The 18,661-nt window shown below is 41.8% G+C and carries 8 protein-coding genes; 5 read left to right on the top strand and 3 right to left on the bottom strand.

Going from position 1 to position 18,661, the window contains the following annotated elements; all coding sequences use genetic code 11:
- The 3 genes from L1271_RS20900 to L1271_RS20890 all read right to left on the bottom strand — a co-directional run.
- A partial coding sequence (locus L1271_RS20900; protein WP_235368706.1) for a non-ribosomal peptide synthetase occupies positions 1-6,562 on the bottom strand: 6,562 nt, incomplete at its 3' end.
- Positions 6,563-6,571: 9 nt separating this feature from the next.
- Complete coding sequence (locus tag L1271_RS20895; RefSeq protein ID WP_235368705.1) at positions 6,572-8,293, bottom strand: cyclic peptide export ABC transporter; 1,722 nt, start codon at positions 8,291-8,293, stop codon at positions 6,572-6,574.
- A 61-nt stretch (positions 8,294-8,354) separates the two neighbouring features.
- On the bottom strand, positions 8,355-10,649 hold the full coding sequence (locus L1271_RS20890; protein WP_235368704.1) for a penicillin acylase family protein: 2,295 nt from the start codon (positions 10,647-10,649) through the stop codon (positions 8,355-8,357).
- Between the two features lie 725 nt (positions 10,650-11,374).
- On the opposite strand from L1271_RS20890, the gene L1271_RS20885 reads away from it, so the two are divergent.
- The 5 genes from L1271_RS20885 (at position 11,375) to L1271_RS20865 (ending at position 18,578) form a co-directional block, all read left to right on the top strand.
- The gene (locus tag L1271_RS20885; RefSeq protein WP_235368703.1) at positions 11,375-12,640 is read left to right on the top strand and encodes an efflux RND transporter periplasmic adaptor subunit; all 1,266 of its coding nucleotides are present in this window, start codon (positions 11,375-11,377) and stop codon (positions 12,638-12,640) included.
- A gap of 9 nt (positions 12,641-12,649) precedes the next feature.
- Positions 12,650-13,363: an ABC transporter ATP-binding protein gene (locus L1271_RS20880; protein WP_010607661.1), complete on the top strand. Its 714-nt coding sequence runs from the start codon at positions 12,650-12,652 to the stop codon at positions 13,361-13,363.
- A 10-nt stretch (positions 13,364-13,373) separates the two neighbouring features.
- The gene (locus L1271_RS20875; RefSeq protein WP_235368702.1) at positions 13,374-15,794 is read left to right on the top strand and encodes an ABC transporter permease; all 2,421 of its coding nucleotides are present in this window, start codon (positions 13,374-13,376) and stop codon (positions 15,792-15,794) included.
- Positions 15,795-15,862: 68 nt separating this feature from the next.
- Positions 15,863-16,864: a tetratricopeptide repeat protein gene (locus L1271_RS20870; protein ID WP_235368701.1), complete on the top strand. Its 1,002-nt coding sequence runs from the start codon at positions 15,863-15,865 to the stop codon at positions 16,862-16,864.
- 331 nt (positions 16,865-17,195) lie between these two features.
- Positions 17,196-18,578, top strand: a complete 1,383-nt coding sequence (locus tag L1271_RS20865; RefSeq protein ID WP_235368700.1) for a sigma-54-dependent transcriptional regulator — start codon at positions 17,196-17,198, stop codon at positions 18,576-18,578.
- Positions 18,579-18,661 lie beyond the last annotated feature (83 nt).

The following is an 18,661-nucleotide window of genomic DNA, read 5'->3' as shown; positions in this document are numbered from 1 at the left end:
CAATAATGCCTTGTAATGCCTGCTCTATATAGTCAGCTGCTATTACTCCTCGCAGCTGTAATGTTGAACTCATCACATAATGCGCACTGCCAGGTTGCATCTGTTCAATAAACCACAAACGCTGTTGTGCATATGACAAAGCCGCCGGCTCTGAACTATCTCTGGGCTCAATTATTATGGCTTTATTAACACCAAGGGCTGCGCTATCAATAAACTGGGCTAACGAGCTAAGCGTGCTGAATTGATATGCTTGAGCTGCAGAGAAGTCAATATTAAAGTAGGTAGCAACGGCTGTTGCCATTTTTATCAAAGAAAGTGAGTGCCCACCCAAACCGAAAAAGCTGCTATCTCGGCCAACTGCTTCACACACAATACCTAGCTTATCAGCCCATAATTCAGCTAACGCAATTTCTGTAGGTGTTATTGGCGGTTGTGTAGTCTGTATCTGTGGTTTTGGCTTTGGTAATCGCTCACGATCTATCTTACCATTTTGAGTTAAAGGCCAATCAGCAACAATAACGATAGCTTCAGGCACCATATAACTGGGCAATTGTTGCTGCAAGTGTACCCGAAGTAACTCTACTAATTGTTTATCGGTGTCGTTGATGGGCTGAACATATGCAACAAGCTGTTTATCAATAGCGCCTTGCTGTAACACCACCAAACTACTCGCTACACCGTTGAATTGGTTAAGACAACTTCGGACTTCATCCAGCTCTACGCGGAATCCACGAATTTTAACTTGCTGATCTACACGCCCAATAAATGCCATTACGCCTGGGCTAATATAGCGAACATAATCGCCCGTGCGGTAGATCATTCGTGGAAGAGTGCTACCCTCAGAATAAAATGGATTCTCCACAAACCGTTCACGAGTCATCTCATCCTGATTTAAGTATCCGAGCGCAAGTCCATGCCCACCAACACATAGTTCTCCTTCCGCACCAAAAGGAGCGAGTCTATCCCCCTGCAAAATATAGACATGATCTCCAGGTAAAGCCTTGCCGATAGGAATTGAGGTAGGAGCTACTTCATTAATCAAATGACATGTTGTAAATGTCGTATTTTCTGTTGGGCCATAACCATTCCAGAGCTGAACTTCAGGCAACTTCTGTTGACATAACTTTACAGCAGCAACATCTAACACATCACCACCCGCGATAACATTCTCAAGAGCGTGATGTTCGGGAAGAGACTGAGCCCATTGGCTGAACAAACCAGCGGTCAACCACAACGTATTGATCTGCCAAAGCGCTAACTGTTGATTTATTTGCTCAGGAGTGACAAATTTTTCAGGGTAAACAACGCAGGTTCCACCGTTAAGTAGCGGTCCCCAAATTTCGAATGTTGCTGCGTCAAAAGCAATGTTTGCACAGTGCAATACCTGTGTCATTGAATTAAGAGGAAAATACTCGGCGTCACAAACTAAGCGTAAAATCCCTTGCTGTGAGGTTAAAACACCTTTTGGCTTACCTGTCGACCCAGATGTGTAAATAACATAAGCTACTTGCTCAGGAGGAGTAGATATTGCGGGCTTGCTCAGCAGCTTAGCGGTATCAATCAATCTTTCCAAATAACCATCACAGAGTAGCAGCTTAGTACCTTGGAAAAATGTGAGTGTACTGCTAAGACTTGGTTCAGTTATCACAAGCGACAACTGAGCATCAGTTACAATATTCTCAAGTCGCTGTTGTGGTTGATTACTATCAAGAGGTACATAGGCGCCTCCAACTTTCAGTATTGCCAACATCGAAACTAGCATTTCTACGCTACGAGATACATGTAAGCCAACTAGCATTCCTGATGTAACGTTATACTTTTCAACTAGAGTGTGAGCGAACTGATTTGCTAGGTGGTTTAACTCTTCATAACTATATTTTTTATTCTTTGCAATGACAGCCACTTTATCCGCATATTTCAGCGCAATGGATTCAAAGCGTTGTGATACTGATTGATTTATTGGGTAAGGGATTTGGGCTTGGTTTAAAGTATGGATTAAATAGTCTTGCTCGGACTGAGTTAACATTTCAAGCTGAGCAGTACTGCCCTCATGGTTGCTTAGCAGGCTTCTCAAAAGCTGCCAAAAGTGTTGATCTAAGCTCTCAATTAAGGCATGGTCAAAACAGTTCTGATCGTAATACCAATTAAGACATAGCGTTTTGTGATCAAAGCTAAACTCTAAGTGCAGATCAAACTTTGCTTTACTTTGATGTAGCTGAAGTAAGGATAAGTTTGTTCCAGATAAGAACAGCTGCTCAGGAGCAATCCCCTGCTCAAAATCTTGTTGTTGCGTCAGCATTATTTGAAATAAATTACGCCCTTGCTCTGGAGCTAAACGTCTCACCAGTTCCTCGTAAGAGGCCTCTTGGTTGGCTTGCGCTTGCCTGTTAACATCTTTTATTTGGGCGAAGAAATCGGTAAGTAACGTATCCTCTACCTGAGTTCTCAACACCAAGATATTGACAAAGAAACCTATTAGACCTTGAGTTTCTATGGTAAGACGATTTGCAGCCGCCGTACCCACAACAATGTCTGTACTATTGCTATGACGTGCTAATAACAAAGCCAGAACCCCATGAACTAGCATAAATGGGGTCATTTGATTATCTTTTAATTGCGCTTCCAAAGGTCGCTTTAAAGCGTCAGAAATACGACTAGAATATTGACCTTGCTGACCTCGTTGCTCTGCTCGTTTGGAAACGTTTAGATATGCAGTTGTTGGCAAGTGGGCAAGCTGACTTTGCCAATAATTATATTGCTGAGCCAATTCGTCGCTATTTTCTCTATCTCGTTGCCACAATGCGTAATCTTTATATTGAATTGGCAGCTCTGGTAGTTTTACTTCTTTTTTCTGCAATGCTAACTGGTATGCAGTTGCAAGTGCTTGACAAAAAATCTCCACAGACCAACCGTCAGCGATAATGTGATGTAAATTTATCACTAAAGTGCCTGACTTTACTTTGTCATCACCAACACCACTTTGCAGCAATACATCCACGTTAAAAAGTGTGTCACGGCCGAGTTCAAAATTATATTCCTGTTGTTCTTGAATATACCTTTGTCGCGCTAATTGATAATCTCTCGCTGTAAGCTGGGAGTAATCAATCACTCTTATGTAGTCATCTCGGGGAGCAGAAATAACTTGAACTACAGAGGAGCCATCTTGAACTAGGTTAGTACGTAGGATCTCATGCTGCGTCGCCAAAGCAATCAAGGCTTTATTCAAGCTATGAATATCGATATGTTCAGAAAACTCAAAAGCAGCTAGCATGTTGTATTCACAACTACCACCTTGTAGCTGATCCAGTGACCACAGCCTTAACTGGGCCATTGACAGGGGGTAACGCTCAGCAGAAGGTTGAGGCAATATTGTTGTGAGGTTTTCAGTCGCTTGACTCGCAGCATTTAGCTGCTCAGTTAAAGCGGCAATCGTTGAGGCTCTGAATAAAGTCGCTAAGTTAATATCAACTTTAAACTCGCGCTTTAATCCCGAGAGCATGCTGACCGCCAGCAAGGAATGCCCACCCAAAGCAAAAAAGTCGCTTTCTGGCGCTAACTTGGCAATAGAAACGTTTAACAGCTCTGACCATATCGAAGCCACACGCAACTCCATTTCGCTCAGGCTCATCTTTGAGTTAACACCATCACACAAGGCGATTTGTGGGAGCGCTTTCAGATCTATTTTGCCATTTGCTGAAATCGGCCACTGCTCCAGCAACATAAAACCACTTGGTATCATATAGCTGGGTAGCTCCAATGCTAATGCGCGTTTAATCTGCGCCAATAATTCTTCGGTTTTGTTATCCACAGCTTTAACATAGGCATTAAGCTGAGCTTCAGAGGCTGAGGAATCGAGTACGACGATAACCGAGTCGACACCACTTATCTGTTTGATATGATTTTCAATTTCTCCAAGTTCAACTCGGTGACCACGGATTTTAACTTGCTTATTATTACGCCCTAAATATTCAATGTTCCCATCACTTCTAAAACGACCTATATCTCCGGATTTATACATTCTTGCGTCGGGTTGATTTTGCCAAGGATCTGCGAAAAACGTTCGTGCCGTTAGATCCGGACGTTGCCAGTATCCGCGAGTAACTTTACTTCCTCCAATGTATATTTCTCCAGGTACTCCAAATGGAAGCGGACGTTGCTTTGAGTCTAGAATGTACAGTTGAGTGTTGGGATCTGCACGACCTATTGGTACCCTATCTTGGATATCTCCATTTTTCTCAATCTCAAAACAACAGGCTGAAACCGTTGTTTCAGTGGGCCCATAGGAATTGATTAGCCGAGCTGTAGTATTCGTTTCATTTAGCCATTTTCTGACTTTATCTACCGCTAACGCTTCACCACCTAAAATAATAAGCTCAATACAATTCGGTATCTGACCATCAAGCTCGACTGCAAGTCGATGCCAAAACGCGGTCGGTAAACTAAGCAAGTTAATTTCGTACTTTTGACAAAATTGCCAAAAAGCATCAGCACTTCCCAAGCAGGTTTCACTACGTAACACTAAAGTTCCACCATGTACCAAGGCGACAAAGATTTCTTCTATTGCTGTATCAAAGCTCAATGAAGCAAATTGTAATACTCGCTTACCCGCAGTCATGGAATATTTGTGCTGTAATGGCAGGATAAATGCTGCTAGCTGGCGATATTCAACCATCACCCCTTTTGGTTTGCCGGTGGAGCCTGAGGTATACATGAGATAAGCTAAATCGTCTGACTTAGTAGGGATAGAGACTTGCTGATATTCGTATTGTTCAAGCGTCAGATCATCGCTGTTGATGACGGTGCAACCAAGGCTTTGGTTATTTTGATTTTTTAAGTTAGCAAGCCCTGCATTGTCGGATAAGCACAACACTGGGTCGGCATCAGCAACCATAACTTGAAGACGCGCTAGAGGAAGGGCCATATCACATGGTACATAGACAGCTGCCACCTTCATAATCGCCAGTATATTGACAATAAGTGCTATACTGCGTTGCTGGTAAACTAACACTCGGTCTTGTCTTTTCACACCTAACATTAACAAGTGTTGGGCCATTGCATCTGCACGACGCTCAAGTTCGGCGTAGCTAATCGTTTGATCTGCTGCAATCACAGCCGTCCGCGCAGCAAGGTTGTTGCTATGCAAAGCGATTTGCTGATGTAGTAAGGCTTGCTCGGTATCTAACTCGTCAATCGGTGTATTTTTTAGCAGCGCGAACCTTTGCTGATCTTCAGCAGAGAGAATCTCAATATCAGAAACTGGAGTTTCAGCACTTTGTAAGGTGATCTCTTGCATCACGACCATTAGCCTTTCTAACAACTGAATGCCTTCAATTTCATTGAAATAAGCAAGGTTATGATCAAGCATTAACGCTGGTGATAGTTCCTCACCATACTCCCAATAAGTCACCGTAACTGGAGTTATTTCATGTAGATGTGATACATACTCAAGAGACTCGGTACCATTTTCAAAATTCAGGGAGCTATCCAATTTTAAATAGTTAAAGGCAATATCAAATAGTTGATTTTCTTTGCCTGAGCTACCCAATGCATTGACCAAGTGCCCGAAGGGAAAACGCTGATGTCGAAAGCACTTTTTCTGCCGATTTGCGATATCTTTGACTAACTCCAGCAACGACTTCTCACCTGCGCAATTAAGTGTTGTTGGACTGATACTGGTAAAAGCCCCCAGCATCCGCTTTTGTTTAGCACCGTTACGGTTATGAAAAGATAACCCTATGTTCAATTCCGTTAATTGGTAAGCTTTGGAAAAATAGATGCTTACTCCAGCTAATACCAATTGAGCAACACTCACTCCCCATGCTTTAGCTCGAGCAACCATGCTTTTGTGTAACTGCGTAGGAATATCAAGTTGTATTCGGTTACTCGGTGTATGTTGTTGACGCCAGCTTTCTTTATGAGTACGGTTAAAAACTCGTGCTTGAGGCGTTATTCCCTGTTCAAGCCAAAATTCTCTATCTCTTTGATACTTTAAACTTGCTACATAATTTTCGTCGTCTGCGACAATTTCAGCCCAGAGCCCCATCTTTGATTGATGTTGTGGGTCTTGACCACGATAATACTGGCTCAATAAATCAGCCCAGTTTGCAAATCCCCAACCGTCCATCATGACATGATGAGCAATCGCTACATACCAGTATTCATTCACGGAAAGCTTGACCAAATAGGCATCGTATAACGGCTGCTCTTCAAGCTGAAACGCTTCTGCAAAACGCTGCTGCAGCCAAACTGTGGCATGCTCAAGAGGAGTAGAGTAAACCGAAAAGTCGAGTACTTCTAAATTAGTAAGTCTAGAGTCACTAAAATACTGAGATATGCCGCTTTCACTCTGGCGCACTCTCATTCCAAATATTTCATGATTTATGACTAGCTTTTCATGAGCTGCTTTAATCCGACTTTCGTCAATCGCTCCCAACTTAATATAGCCACCAACATTATATAGTGGGTGCTCAAGATACTGTTGTTGGTCCAAGTAAATGTCGCGCTGCGTTAAACTCAACGCTAAGTAGCAGGTTGAGCCTTGCTTTTGTCCATCCATCATCATCTTCCTAGCTCATTGGATTATCGCGTTCAACTGGCCACTTAGTTGTTTAAGTTCTGTTGTGGGAGAGGAGTCGGTAGCGATTGGTTGCAAGATTGATAGCTGACCTTGCTCCATTCGGATCACCTTATCAGCGATTTTGAAGTACCTGTCATCGTGGCTTATAACTACTACGGCTTTATTTGCTGACTTTAATTGCGGAAGAATTTCCGTATAAAATATTTCTTTAAACTCGGGGTCTTGATCGGCTGCCCATTCATCAAAAAGGTATAAGCTTTTATCTTCAAGGACACTAACCAAAAGTGCTAATCTCTTTCTCTGCCCATCCGATAACGAAGTCGTTGAAAATGCGTTATCTACAACCTTCACTTTTTCATTAAGATCCAATGCACGAAGCAATTGAGTAATTCTTTCCGGATCCACTTTCAAACCAAAAAGACGCTTAAATAAGTGATAATCAGAGTAAATGGCTGCAACTTCTTCACGGCAACTAGCTAGGCTTTCCATTGTTACTTTTGTGTCACCAAAGTAAATATCGCCTTCTGTTGCTTGATAATGCAGTGTCATCAATTTACTTAGCGTGGATTTCCCAGAACCATTCCCTCCGACAATAAAAACAACCTCACCTTTGCTAATTTCGAAACTCAACGGTCCTACTTTAAATCCGGGTTTATCATCAACACTCAAATATCGAAAACTTACGTCATCAAAACGAATACTTTGCCATTCTGGAAGTGGAGAAATTTTCTCGATAAATTGCTCTTCGGGTAATGTTTCTAGCAGGGTGTTAACTTTCCTAACTGAGACTTTAGCAATCGCAATCTGGGGAATAGCGTTCAAAATCACCGATACTGGACCTGCGATATACAACAACACCATCACTACACCAATCAACTCAGATGAAGATATTTGGTGATAATTGACAAAGACAAAGCTGATCATTCCAATCACCATAAAACTCAAAATATCACCGTAATTCACAGCAACTCGCAGTACACTTTGCGCTATTTTATCGGAGGCTAGGATATGGCTTTCTTGCTGATGCAATGCATAATCAAAGTAATCGTCACTTTTGGCTCTGTTTAGTTTGAGCTCCTTCGCACCATTAATAATACCGCGGATACCTTCTTGTAAATTATCAACGTGCTTGCGGGACTTTGTTATATATACTCGGCTCACATACATGGGTAATTGATAAGTCACCACACCAAATACAATGCAGTAAGCGACAAACAGAAAAACATCTCTATTGAGATAGTAGAGAAAGATCATCATGCCCAGTAGCGTTACACCATTTGTTAATAAATCAGGTAACACTCTCGCTCCCATCACGATCCTCTGAACATCAGTCGTTAGCGCTGCAATCAATTTAGCTGAACCTACTTTTTCCAACGCCACTATTGGTGCTTTACGGATGCGATCGTACATGTCCTTACGCATCTGCGTCGTGACCTCAAGCGCAACACGAGTCAGTAATACTTGTGAAAGTGAACGTGTAACAAAAATAAGGGCACATAAAATAGCAAACGCAATTGCAAATTTGGCACTGCTTACCTGCCAACCAAAGAGTTCTAATTGATCTGACTCTGTTGCCAACCCTCCCAACGACGGCTGAAGCGCTTTTAGGACCAATGGAATAAGAAGTGAATAAGCGATGCCCGCCAGCGCTCCGAGAAAGATGGCACAAAATACCTTGTTAGGCGCCTTTTTTGTAAATACATCAAACAGCTTCATAGTTATCCTTAGTTAGACTAATGCCAAGAAAATAGCGTCGTTTTTCATTTCCATGACGTGCCTAATCACCCGCAATCAATTCAACGTAAGCAAGCTGCGATGGTTCTGCATCAAACCTTTCGAACTCTACTCGACTAAACTTCATAACCATGTCATCGTAATGTTCACTGATCGGGTTGCCAGACTGCCCAGTTGAGTTCATGTAGAAGTGCTGCTCAGGATCGCCCATCACTATAATTTGCCTCATACCGGCACCAAAGTTTTGCACAAACCCTTGTGATTTGTCGTAATATGAGGCTGCAACATTGACCGAGTGTATTGAGCCGCCAGCAGGAGCCCTGCGCTCAAATAAGCCATCCAATACTCTTATATGACTAAAGGGAGTATGAGCATATTCAGTATGTTGCAATTCTCCCCAATTCCATCCAGCAATGTCTTCACCTAGTTGATTTGATAACACCTGCAAGGCTTTTTTAAACGCTTTATTTATAAGTTGTTGACAATTATCACTAGAGGAGTTTGCTGCACTATCCACACACCATTGCGGATGCTGCAGCAACTCAACAACAGTCGTCAGCGGTAAAGTAGATGCAATGTCCTGCAAAATATCTAGCTGCCCTTGCTGATTCCAAAAGCCAGCCAGCTCGTCCTTTAATAGCAACTTTCTTATCTCACGCTGCCACACAATAAAAATGCTTGGCGCCTGACTATCCGCTGACATATTGCCGGACCAACTTTTCAGCAGCTCTAGCGCTTGACGTTGATGCTCATTCTGCGGTTGAATTTGCTGCGCCAGCGGCAGCAATTTTTTCACTTCAAGATCTAATGTGTCCCCTTGTATGCTCATCATGTCCTTTGCTGTGAGCAGCCTTTCTGGATTTTTTATTAAATCGCTAATCCGCTGACTGCGATAGCTAGGGGCAAATGCATGACTGATAAAATATGGATAAGAATCAAATAACAAACCATCATTGGCTGACACGATAATGCCACTTTCCGGGTTATATAGCTTAGGCATTTGTTGATACGGAATATAACCAGCCCAATCGGTATTAACCCGACCAGCAGGCAATGGGATTACCCCCTCACCAACAGCCCTTATAGGTATGCGTCCTGCTCCAGCGTAACCAATATTCCCTTCGGTATCGGCATAAAGCATATTCAGTGCTGGCGCGACTAAAAAGCTGAGGGCATTTTCAAATGATGACCAATTGTTGGCATAGTTAAGCTTAAAAAAAGCCTCATAAGACGTATCATCAGGGTCTAATCCCGTCCACCTTAGGGAAACAGGGTGCATCATTGACTGCTTGATATCACTGATCAAGGGACCACGCTCAGTAGTTCGAACATTGATTTTTACTGGCTTTATACGTTTATTCAGTAATTCTGGAGTGTCAGCTCTAACCTCTATGATCTCAATTCGTTCACCAAGTGGTTGCCATGAACTCCCTGACTCATATAAGCCTTTTTGGTTAATGTTTAAAGTTTCGAAATATAGGTCTTGCACATCAGCCATCATATTAGTCCCCCCCCAGCTGATATGATCGTTTTGACCAAAGATAATCAACGGGGTACCAACCAAGCCCATTCCTTTAGCTGATAGATGCTCACCTTGTTGCGAAAGTGCATACCAATATGAGGGGATTTGCAGTCCTAAGTGCGGATCATTTGCCAGAATAGGCATATTATCTTTGCTATGCTTGCCACTTATAACCCACGCATTACTACCAACATATTGACCACCAAAGTTAAATTGTTTTTGTAACTGCGAGTTACGTCGCATCACATTTTCAAGTGCGACTAAAGTAGGTTGTTGATTAAATTCGGAGTATTGAGCAATACTAAACTTACTGGTGATGCCACCAAATAACTGAGTAAGCTGCTTTTCTGGCAAAGACTGAGCGGCAATATAGTTTCGAATCTCATCATTCATATTGCCAGCCAAATTTAGCGCAAACATTTTAACCCAAGCAATAGTATCTATTTCTTGCCATTGCTGTGGTTTTATATCTAGTAAAGTAAACTCAGCTGGATAAACAGTCTGTTGCGCAATCCAATAGTTAATCCCAGCAACATACGCTGTAACTGACTTTTTAGCTTCAGGAGAGAGGTTTTGCCAAGCTTGCTCTGCAGCGCCATAAATTCCAAGGCTTCGTATCCAAATATCACTTCCTAGAGCATCTCGACCGAGTACTTCGCTCAAGCGTCCTTGAGCCATGCGTTTTTGAAGTTCAAGCTGCCACATTCTATCTTGAGCATGGACAACCCCTGTTGCAAAGAAAATATCTTGATCATCACTACCGTCGAGATAAACAACGCCATTTTGGTCACGATAAACTTTTACATTAGCGCTCAACCATGGAGCCTTTAGCTGCCCTTTGAGTGGCGGGAGGCTTGCCTGAAGATGGTTAACTCCGTATATCAGAATAACGAGTAAAGGTAGTAAGACCACTAAAATTACTCTTGAAATCAATGGGTAACTCTTAAACACGAGCAAACTAATCCTTTTTTATTATAATTTATTTCTAGCACCTGTACTGCTAAACCCAACAACCCCTAAGATCCCCTGAACTCCCAGTGACGACTGCCTCCAGTCACTCGGGCTGTTAAAACGAAATCGTGTTCATGAATGAGCGAGACTTAATCTGTTGAAATTGGCTAAGTCGCTGACTAGGGTAAAATATAACCACAATCAAACTTAACCTTTAGAAAACACAAAATCAACTAAGAAAACAAAAAAATAACACTTGCAACCATTCGTGAAACAAAACAAACTAATGGCTAATTTTTCATCTGTTTTAACATCAGCTTTATAAGTAAAGGAAAAACAGCTAGAGGGTATGTGGTCTTGCCAGTAGTGGTCTACTTCATAAAACATGTAACCCAAGATGTTAATCGCGAGATATATCAATTCCGGAACAAAAAATTGCAAATGTATCGAAAGTGGGACTTTTACCTGCTGTAAGTAAAGTCTTTTAAAAATACATAACCAATTGATTCCAATTGACAAATAAAACAAAAGTAGAAGTTGGTATTAAATCTGCTGACCAAGCTTACATCAGAAGATATACGGTAGAGTTCATGGATATAACTATTAATAAAAAGAGTAAGAAAAACGTCAGCAAAAAAATGTGGTTAATTATCACAGCCAGTGCAATGGTCATTATTGTGTTTTATTTATTCTTTAATAGCGGATACTCCAACGCTTCTTATATAGCCAATAATCGTAGTTTACTTTTTGCTAACGTTCAGCAAGGCCAATTCACTATTAACGTGAGAGGCTATGGTGCATTAGTCCCTAAAGAGATCCATTGGATTTCTACTGATATTAACGGCAGAGTTAAACAACTGTGGGTTAAACCTGGAGATAGCGTAAAGCGTGGTGACATTTTAGTTTCTTTGCAAAACCCCCAGTTAATACAAAAAAAGGAAGAAACCACATGGGAGCTCGAGGCATTGATTGCCGAGAAAAAGGCTGAACGCGTGGCATTAGAATCGCAATTATTCCAACTCAAAACAACGCTACTGGAGACCGATGCCGAGTTTGAATCCACCAAACTGGTACTGGATGCCCAAGAAGCCCTTATAAAAGCTGGTAACTCAACTATTTCAGCACTTGACCACTCGAAAACTAAATTGACCATGAAAAACATTGAGCTGCGTCAAAACTTACAAGCTCAGCAATATAAAAAAATGGAAGAGAATCTCGAAGCTCATATCGCAGGTGCTAAAGCGCGCTTAAATAAAATGCGAAAGACGTTACAACAAGTTCAAGGTCAAGTCGACGCATTAGATATAGTGGCGACCTCCGATGGTGTTGTACAAGAGATGGAGCTGGAACTCGGGCAACAATTGACTAGTGGCGATGGCGTAGCCAAGATAGCCCGCTTAAATGACTTTCAGGCCGAGTTAAAAGTACAAGAGCTTCAAGTACAAAATATTCAACAAGGACAAAAAGTAAAAATAGACACAAGGACTTCGACAGTTAATGGAGTTGTTGAACGGATCGATCCCAATGTTGTTGAAGGAACAGTTAAAGTGGAAGTCAATTTGCTAGGAGAACTTCCACCTGAGGCTCGACCGGACTTAAGTGTCGAAGGGACTATTGCGATCGCAGATAAAAAGGACACTCTATTTGTTAAACGCCCAGTATTTGCCTCAGAAAATACACAAGCATATGTCTATCGTGTAGATAACAATTCAAAAACAGCCCAGCGCGTTAAAGTTGAGTTTGGCCAAGTATCAACAAACACCGTTGAAATACTGTCTGGGCTCAAAGCAGGTGACAGAATTATCATTTCAGACCAATCTGCTTGGGAGCAGCATGCGGAAATTATCCTCAATTAGGGAAGCCTTATGACAAATAAAACAATTATTCAACTGGACAATATCGAGAAAAAATTCTCAACGGAAGATGTTGAAACTTATGCATTAAGCCAGATCAGTCTCACTATTAACTCTGGCGATTATATTGCAATTACAGGCCCTTCTGGTTGTGGTAAATCGACACTGCTATCGCTCATTGGCTTACTTGATGTGCCGTCAGCAGGTAAATACGTACTAAGTGGGCATGATGTCAGCCAAATCAGTCGAGATGAGCGAGCCGCCATCCGTAATGAACATATTGGATTTGTATTTCAGTCTTTTAATTTAATTAGCGATATGACTGTTGAGGAAAATATTGCTCTACCACTAAGTTATCGAAACAACATCGACCAAAAACAGATTAGTCATCTTATTGACTTCGCACTAGAAAAGGTTGATATGCAACATCGCCGTAAGCATTTCCCAAGTCAGCTATCAGGGGGCCAGCAGCAACGTGTTGCCATTGCCCGAGCGATTGCAGGAAAGCCAGCTTTAATTTTAGCTGATGAACCAACTGGTAACCTTGATTCTAAAAACACTGATGCGGTTTTAGAATTACTAAAAAAGTTACACAATGAAGGTACGACGATTGTTATGGTGACACATGACCCGCGCTCAGCTGGACAAGCCAACCGCCAAGTTGAGATGTTTGATGGTAAAATCGTTGCGGATCAAGTCGTAAGCGCAAAAAACTCTGCCGCTTAAGGTGTGCACTATGAATTATTTATTAGATATAAAATACGCTTTTCGACTTTTGGCAAAGTCTCCGCTTTTTACTATTTTGACAACCATCGTATTGGCTGGTGGTCTTGCGGTCAGTATATTCAGCTACTCTTTTTTGCATACCTTCGTCTTTTCTGATTTACCATTACCCGAAGGCGAGTCGATAGTGAAACTACAAGCGACAGAACAGGGCTATGACCGTATGTTTGATGCCGTTGACTTTGCTGCCATTCGGCCACAAATATCAACGCTAAGTGAATATGGCATGTATTATTCAACTTCAGTGCTGTTGGATATTAATGGTCAAGCTCAGTCTCACAATGCTACTTTTAGTGAATGGAACTTGTTCCAATTCTCCCGCGTCCAACCGCTAATGGGTCGAGCTTTTAGACCTGATGACAGCTCCCCCCGGTCAGAAAAAGTTGCCGTGATAGGCTATGACCTTTGGCAAAGTAAGTTCTTCGGCACGCCGGATATTCTTGACTCCACAATTAAAATCAATGGTAAAAATACCCGAGTCGTTGGCGTTATGCCTCAGGGATATGGTTTCCCTGTTGCTTCAAAATTATGGCTTCCGATTCCTGATCCCTTGTTTACGACTCAAAACAGGGATCAAGTTTATGTAGATGTATACGCTAGGATAAAACCCGATATAGCACAAAACGTTGCTAATGACGCACTATCTCGCATCGCCAAAAACACTTATGAGATGCGTCGTCAAAATAGTGATACTGCAATCGATGACATTTACATCACGACTTTTCAAGCCGCGCAAACCAATGGCGCTGATGGTATTATCGTTTTCACCATTCTAAACATAGTCACCGGATTTATTTTTCTGCTAGCAGCAATTAATGTGGGGAATCTACTGTTAGCCCGCATGAATGCAAGAACCAAAGAGATATCTATCCGAGTCGCCCTTGGTGCGCCGCAGAAACGGCTTATCGTCCAAATGATGTGGGAAAGTATTATTATCTGCGTAGCTGGTGGCGTTATTGCTTTACTTTTATCAGGCTGGGCACTGCAACAAGTTAATCAGTTTTGGATTAACATGAATCTAGCTGACGGATTGGCCTATTGGTGGCACTGGGGACTTGACCTGAATACTATCTTTGCGACTATCATCTTCATTTTTGTCGCTATTATCATGACGGGTGTATTACCTGCGCTACATGTAACAGGTGGCGACTTCAACGCCATTTTGCGAGGTGGTACCAGAGGCGCGGCTAGCAGCAAAGGAAACAAAGTTACTAGAATGCTACTCACTACCGAAATTACTGTTGTTACGGTATTAATGTACCTAGGTATTGTCTCTAGTTTTTTTGCCAATCAGCTGATCAATTTAGATATTGGCTTAAACACCAAAAACATCTTGTCTGCCCAAGTTTCTCTGCCTGCAGAACGTTACGACTCCCACCCTCGCCGCAATGCACTCTACCAAAATATCGCATCTAGGCTACAGCAACAGTCAAGTGTGTCTGATGCAGTTGTCACTACTAGCTTTGGTAAAAATACCTTCATGCAACAAGGTATAAAATACCAGCTGGAGCAAGATAAACCACAAGCTGTGATTAGAAGTGTATCAGGCAACATTCAATTCACAGGTGTCCAGCTACTCACAGGCCGCTATATAGATTCAAGGGACCAAGGGAACACCATGCCTGCAGCAATGATCAGTAAAACTTTAGCACAGACTTATTGGCCTGAAGGATCGGCCATAGGTAAACAACTTAAAATAAGTGACGAAGTAGAAACAGCTAGTACTTGGGCAACAATTGTCGGCGTAGTTTCAGATCGTGTTGAAGGCACTCCAGTTAGCGATCCTAAAAATCTAATGACAATTTATCGTCCAATAAGTCAACTAGATAGCGGTAATATCAATATAGAATACAAGTTTATTGGTTCAGAGCAACAAGCTCGCTCAGTGATTTATGAAACGCTATACGCAATAGACTCAGAAGTACGTATCAGTGCACTTAAAAGTATGGAAGAATTACTCGTAATGCTAAGGGATCTCACTCACTCTGCAACCCAACTATTTTTGAAATGCGGCTTATTTGCCTTGGCATTGGGAGTGACAGGTATTTATGGCCTCACGGCCAATTCAGTTACCCAACGCCAACATGAAATTGGGATCCGCAGGGCATTAGGTGCAAACGATCAAAACATCATCCGCTGGCTCGTTAAACTCGGAGCAAGACCGATGTTAAAGGGTCTAAGTATTGGTTTAGTTTTGTCAGCCATACTCAGCTTTGCCACTTGGCAGATCATCGCGTTAGATATCTATCTCTACGCGATTAGCGCCTTGGTTGTAATTGTAATAACAAGCACGGCTGTGTTAAGCGCCATTTACCTTCCTGCGCGCCGCTCAATTCAATTAGAGCCGAGTGAAACACTGCGCTGTGAAGACTGATGTAGCAAACCTCCTAGCTGACGATCTTTGTCAGCTAGGTCCTAAAATCAGACCCTAAGGAGAAGGAAATGTTTACAACTACTGCCATACGCGTCGGCTTTACAGCACTTGTTATGCTCTGCGCGACATCGCAAGCACAACAACCCGCCCCACAAACCACTTCGCTTGAATCGGCATTTTACAATCGACAATATGAGCAAGTCGCTGAAGCATTAGCGGCACAAAAAAACAAAGATCTTAACTCGGAAATAATGGCTGTATCCGTTGCAGTAGCACAAGATAGCGACGATAAAGAAGCGATGCTAAATGCCTTGATCAAGCGGCATCCAGAAAATGCCGAAGTGCATTTTGTAGCTGGCGAATTATGGTATCAAATTAAGGAGCAATCGAACCTCTTTAATAAACTTGGTCTAGTGGAAAAATCTAATAAGCATTCAATTAGAGCTGCTGAGTTAGCACCAAACAATCCTAAATATTTAGTTGCTGCTGCAAAAGCTTTAGCTATTGAAAGCGGCTTTTGGGACTCAGAAAAGAAAGCATCGAAAGCTATCGTCGAACGACTGAAAGACATGGATAAGCATTATTATTATTTGGCTCTCATGGATTACCTTCAAAACACTCAAAATGAAAGCCTCGCGTTACAAACTGTAGATTTTGTGAATCAACACTACCCTCATGATATTGCCTTAGTAAACCGAGCCGCTAATTTGCTTTGGACTTTTTCGGCCAAAGAACAAGCACAGAATCTGTTCGCTAAAGGGTGCCAAATTAATAATGTAGCCACTGGGTTGTTACCTACTTGGCGAGATACTTGTGTGTCTGCCGCTTATTTAGCATTACAGGAACACGGGGATAAGCAATTAGCAGTTGATGCCATGGAGCACTTAATAAGCAAAGAACAAGTAGAAGATGAGCAGCACATAGAATACTTAATGCTGTTAGGTGAACTAAGTCGAGCAGTAAAGGACAACAATAAAGCTAAAAGTGCTTATCAACAAGCGCTAACACTTAGCAATGACAGTTCAACAAAGCGAGATATTCGCCGTGCACTCGATAAAGTAAGCCAATAAGCGACATTAGTAATATAGAGAAGGTAAAAATTGACTTGAAAAAACACAAGTAATTCAGCAAGATGGAGTTATTGCTATTATTTATCCTAGCAAAGATCATGAGTAAAGATTAAATTTTTATAATGTAAATCATATAGATAAAGATTTTTTCCTTGATACACATGATACCTCGAAGCAGCAAGGGTTAAATACTAATAACGCCGCTTCAGCTAAGCAAATATATGATATAGATAGTCTTACGGGTTGCATTGTCACCACCAGAGGAGTAGTAAAATGACAAAAATGGCAAGATATGCTCTACGAATTGCTGCCTGTTAATTAGGAAATCACGATGAGTGAATCGATTCTTGTAGCAGATGATAATCCAGACATCATCACCTCTGTACAACTACTGCTTGCTGAGTTTGACTATCAGGTATTCAGTGCTACTACCCCAACAGAGCTACTTAATGTACTGGAAACAAAGCACTTCGATCTAATACTCATGGACCTTAATTATCACTTAGACAGCACCTCAGGTATGGAAGGTCTAGAGTTATTAGCTAATATTCGAGCCAAATGGGACATTCCCGTAATAGTCATGACCGGATGGGCTACTGTAGAGTTAGCGATAACGGCTCTACAACAAGGTGCTAATGATTTTATCCAAAAACCTTGGCAGAACGAACACCTCGCAAACAGCATTAAAACCCAATTAGCCTTAAGCGATAGCCAAAGGTTAAGCAAAAAACTAAGTGCTGAAAACAATCAGTTACGTACGCAACTCAGTAATAATCACTGCACTCTAATCGCAGACTCACCTGCGATGCAGAAATTAATTGCAGAAATAGATCGATTACGAGAAAGCCAATCGAGCATTTTACTTACCGGTGAAAACGGCACAGGAAAAACGCTACTCGCTCGCTATATACATAATGACTCACAACGAAGTCAGCAGCCTTTTATCTCCGTAAATATGGGAGCTATCGCTGATGGTGTGTTTGAAAGTGAATTTTTTGGCCATAAAAAAGGAGCGTTTACAGGAGCAATTACTAGTCGAGAAGGTCTTGTCAAACAGGCTCAATGTGGCACATTATTTTTAGATGAAATAGGGAACACTCCCCTTTCTCAACAAGCTAAAATACTTAGCGTGATTGAAGAGAAAATGTATACACCTGTTGGGAGCACACAGGTATATCACGCTGACGTCAGAGTCATTAGCGCCACTAATATGGATTTAGTCAGAGCGATAATGGAAGGAACATTTCGCCAAGATCTATTTTATCGTCTAAACACTATCGAACTTCGTGTACCGTCACTTAGGGAGCGTTTGGAAGATATTCCTCTTTTAGTAGATCATATGTTAGATAAGCTCATCGCTGAGTATAGCTTCGCACCAATAAGACTTACGAATTGCGCCATGGAGAAACTTAAAGCACATTCATGGCCAGGCAATATTCGAGAACTTAACCATTGTATTGAACGGGCAGTATTTATGTGTCAAAACGGTGTTATAGATGCACATCATTTGCACTTAGTTACTGAGCCTGCAGCTACAACAGCAAACGCTGCGGTTACCGCAGCGGTACCATTAAATCTGACTTTGGATGAACTCGAACGACAAGCCATCATCGAAAGACTTGAACATTATGCAGGAAATGTGAAAAAGACAGCAGCATCATTAGGCCTTAGCCGAAGCGGCTACTATCGTAGAATTGAAAAGTACAACCTTTAAAACATAGCAGCTTTGACCTTGTCTACCACACTTAAAACCACAACTGGAATGCTCATAGTATTGAGTTTAGCCTTTTGTTATTT

This window comes from Pseudoalteromonas sp. OF5H-5 (genome assembly GCF_021530695.1).
GTDB lineage: Bacteria > Pseudomonadota > Gammaproteobacteria > Enterobacterales > Alteromonadaceae > Pseudoalteromonas.
The sequence above is the reverse complement of the archived record's forward strand: the minus strand, read 5'-3'. Positions and strand labels throughout refer to the sequence as shown.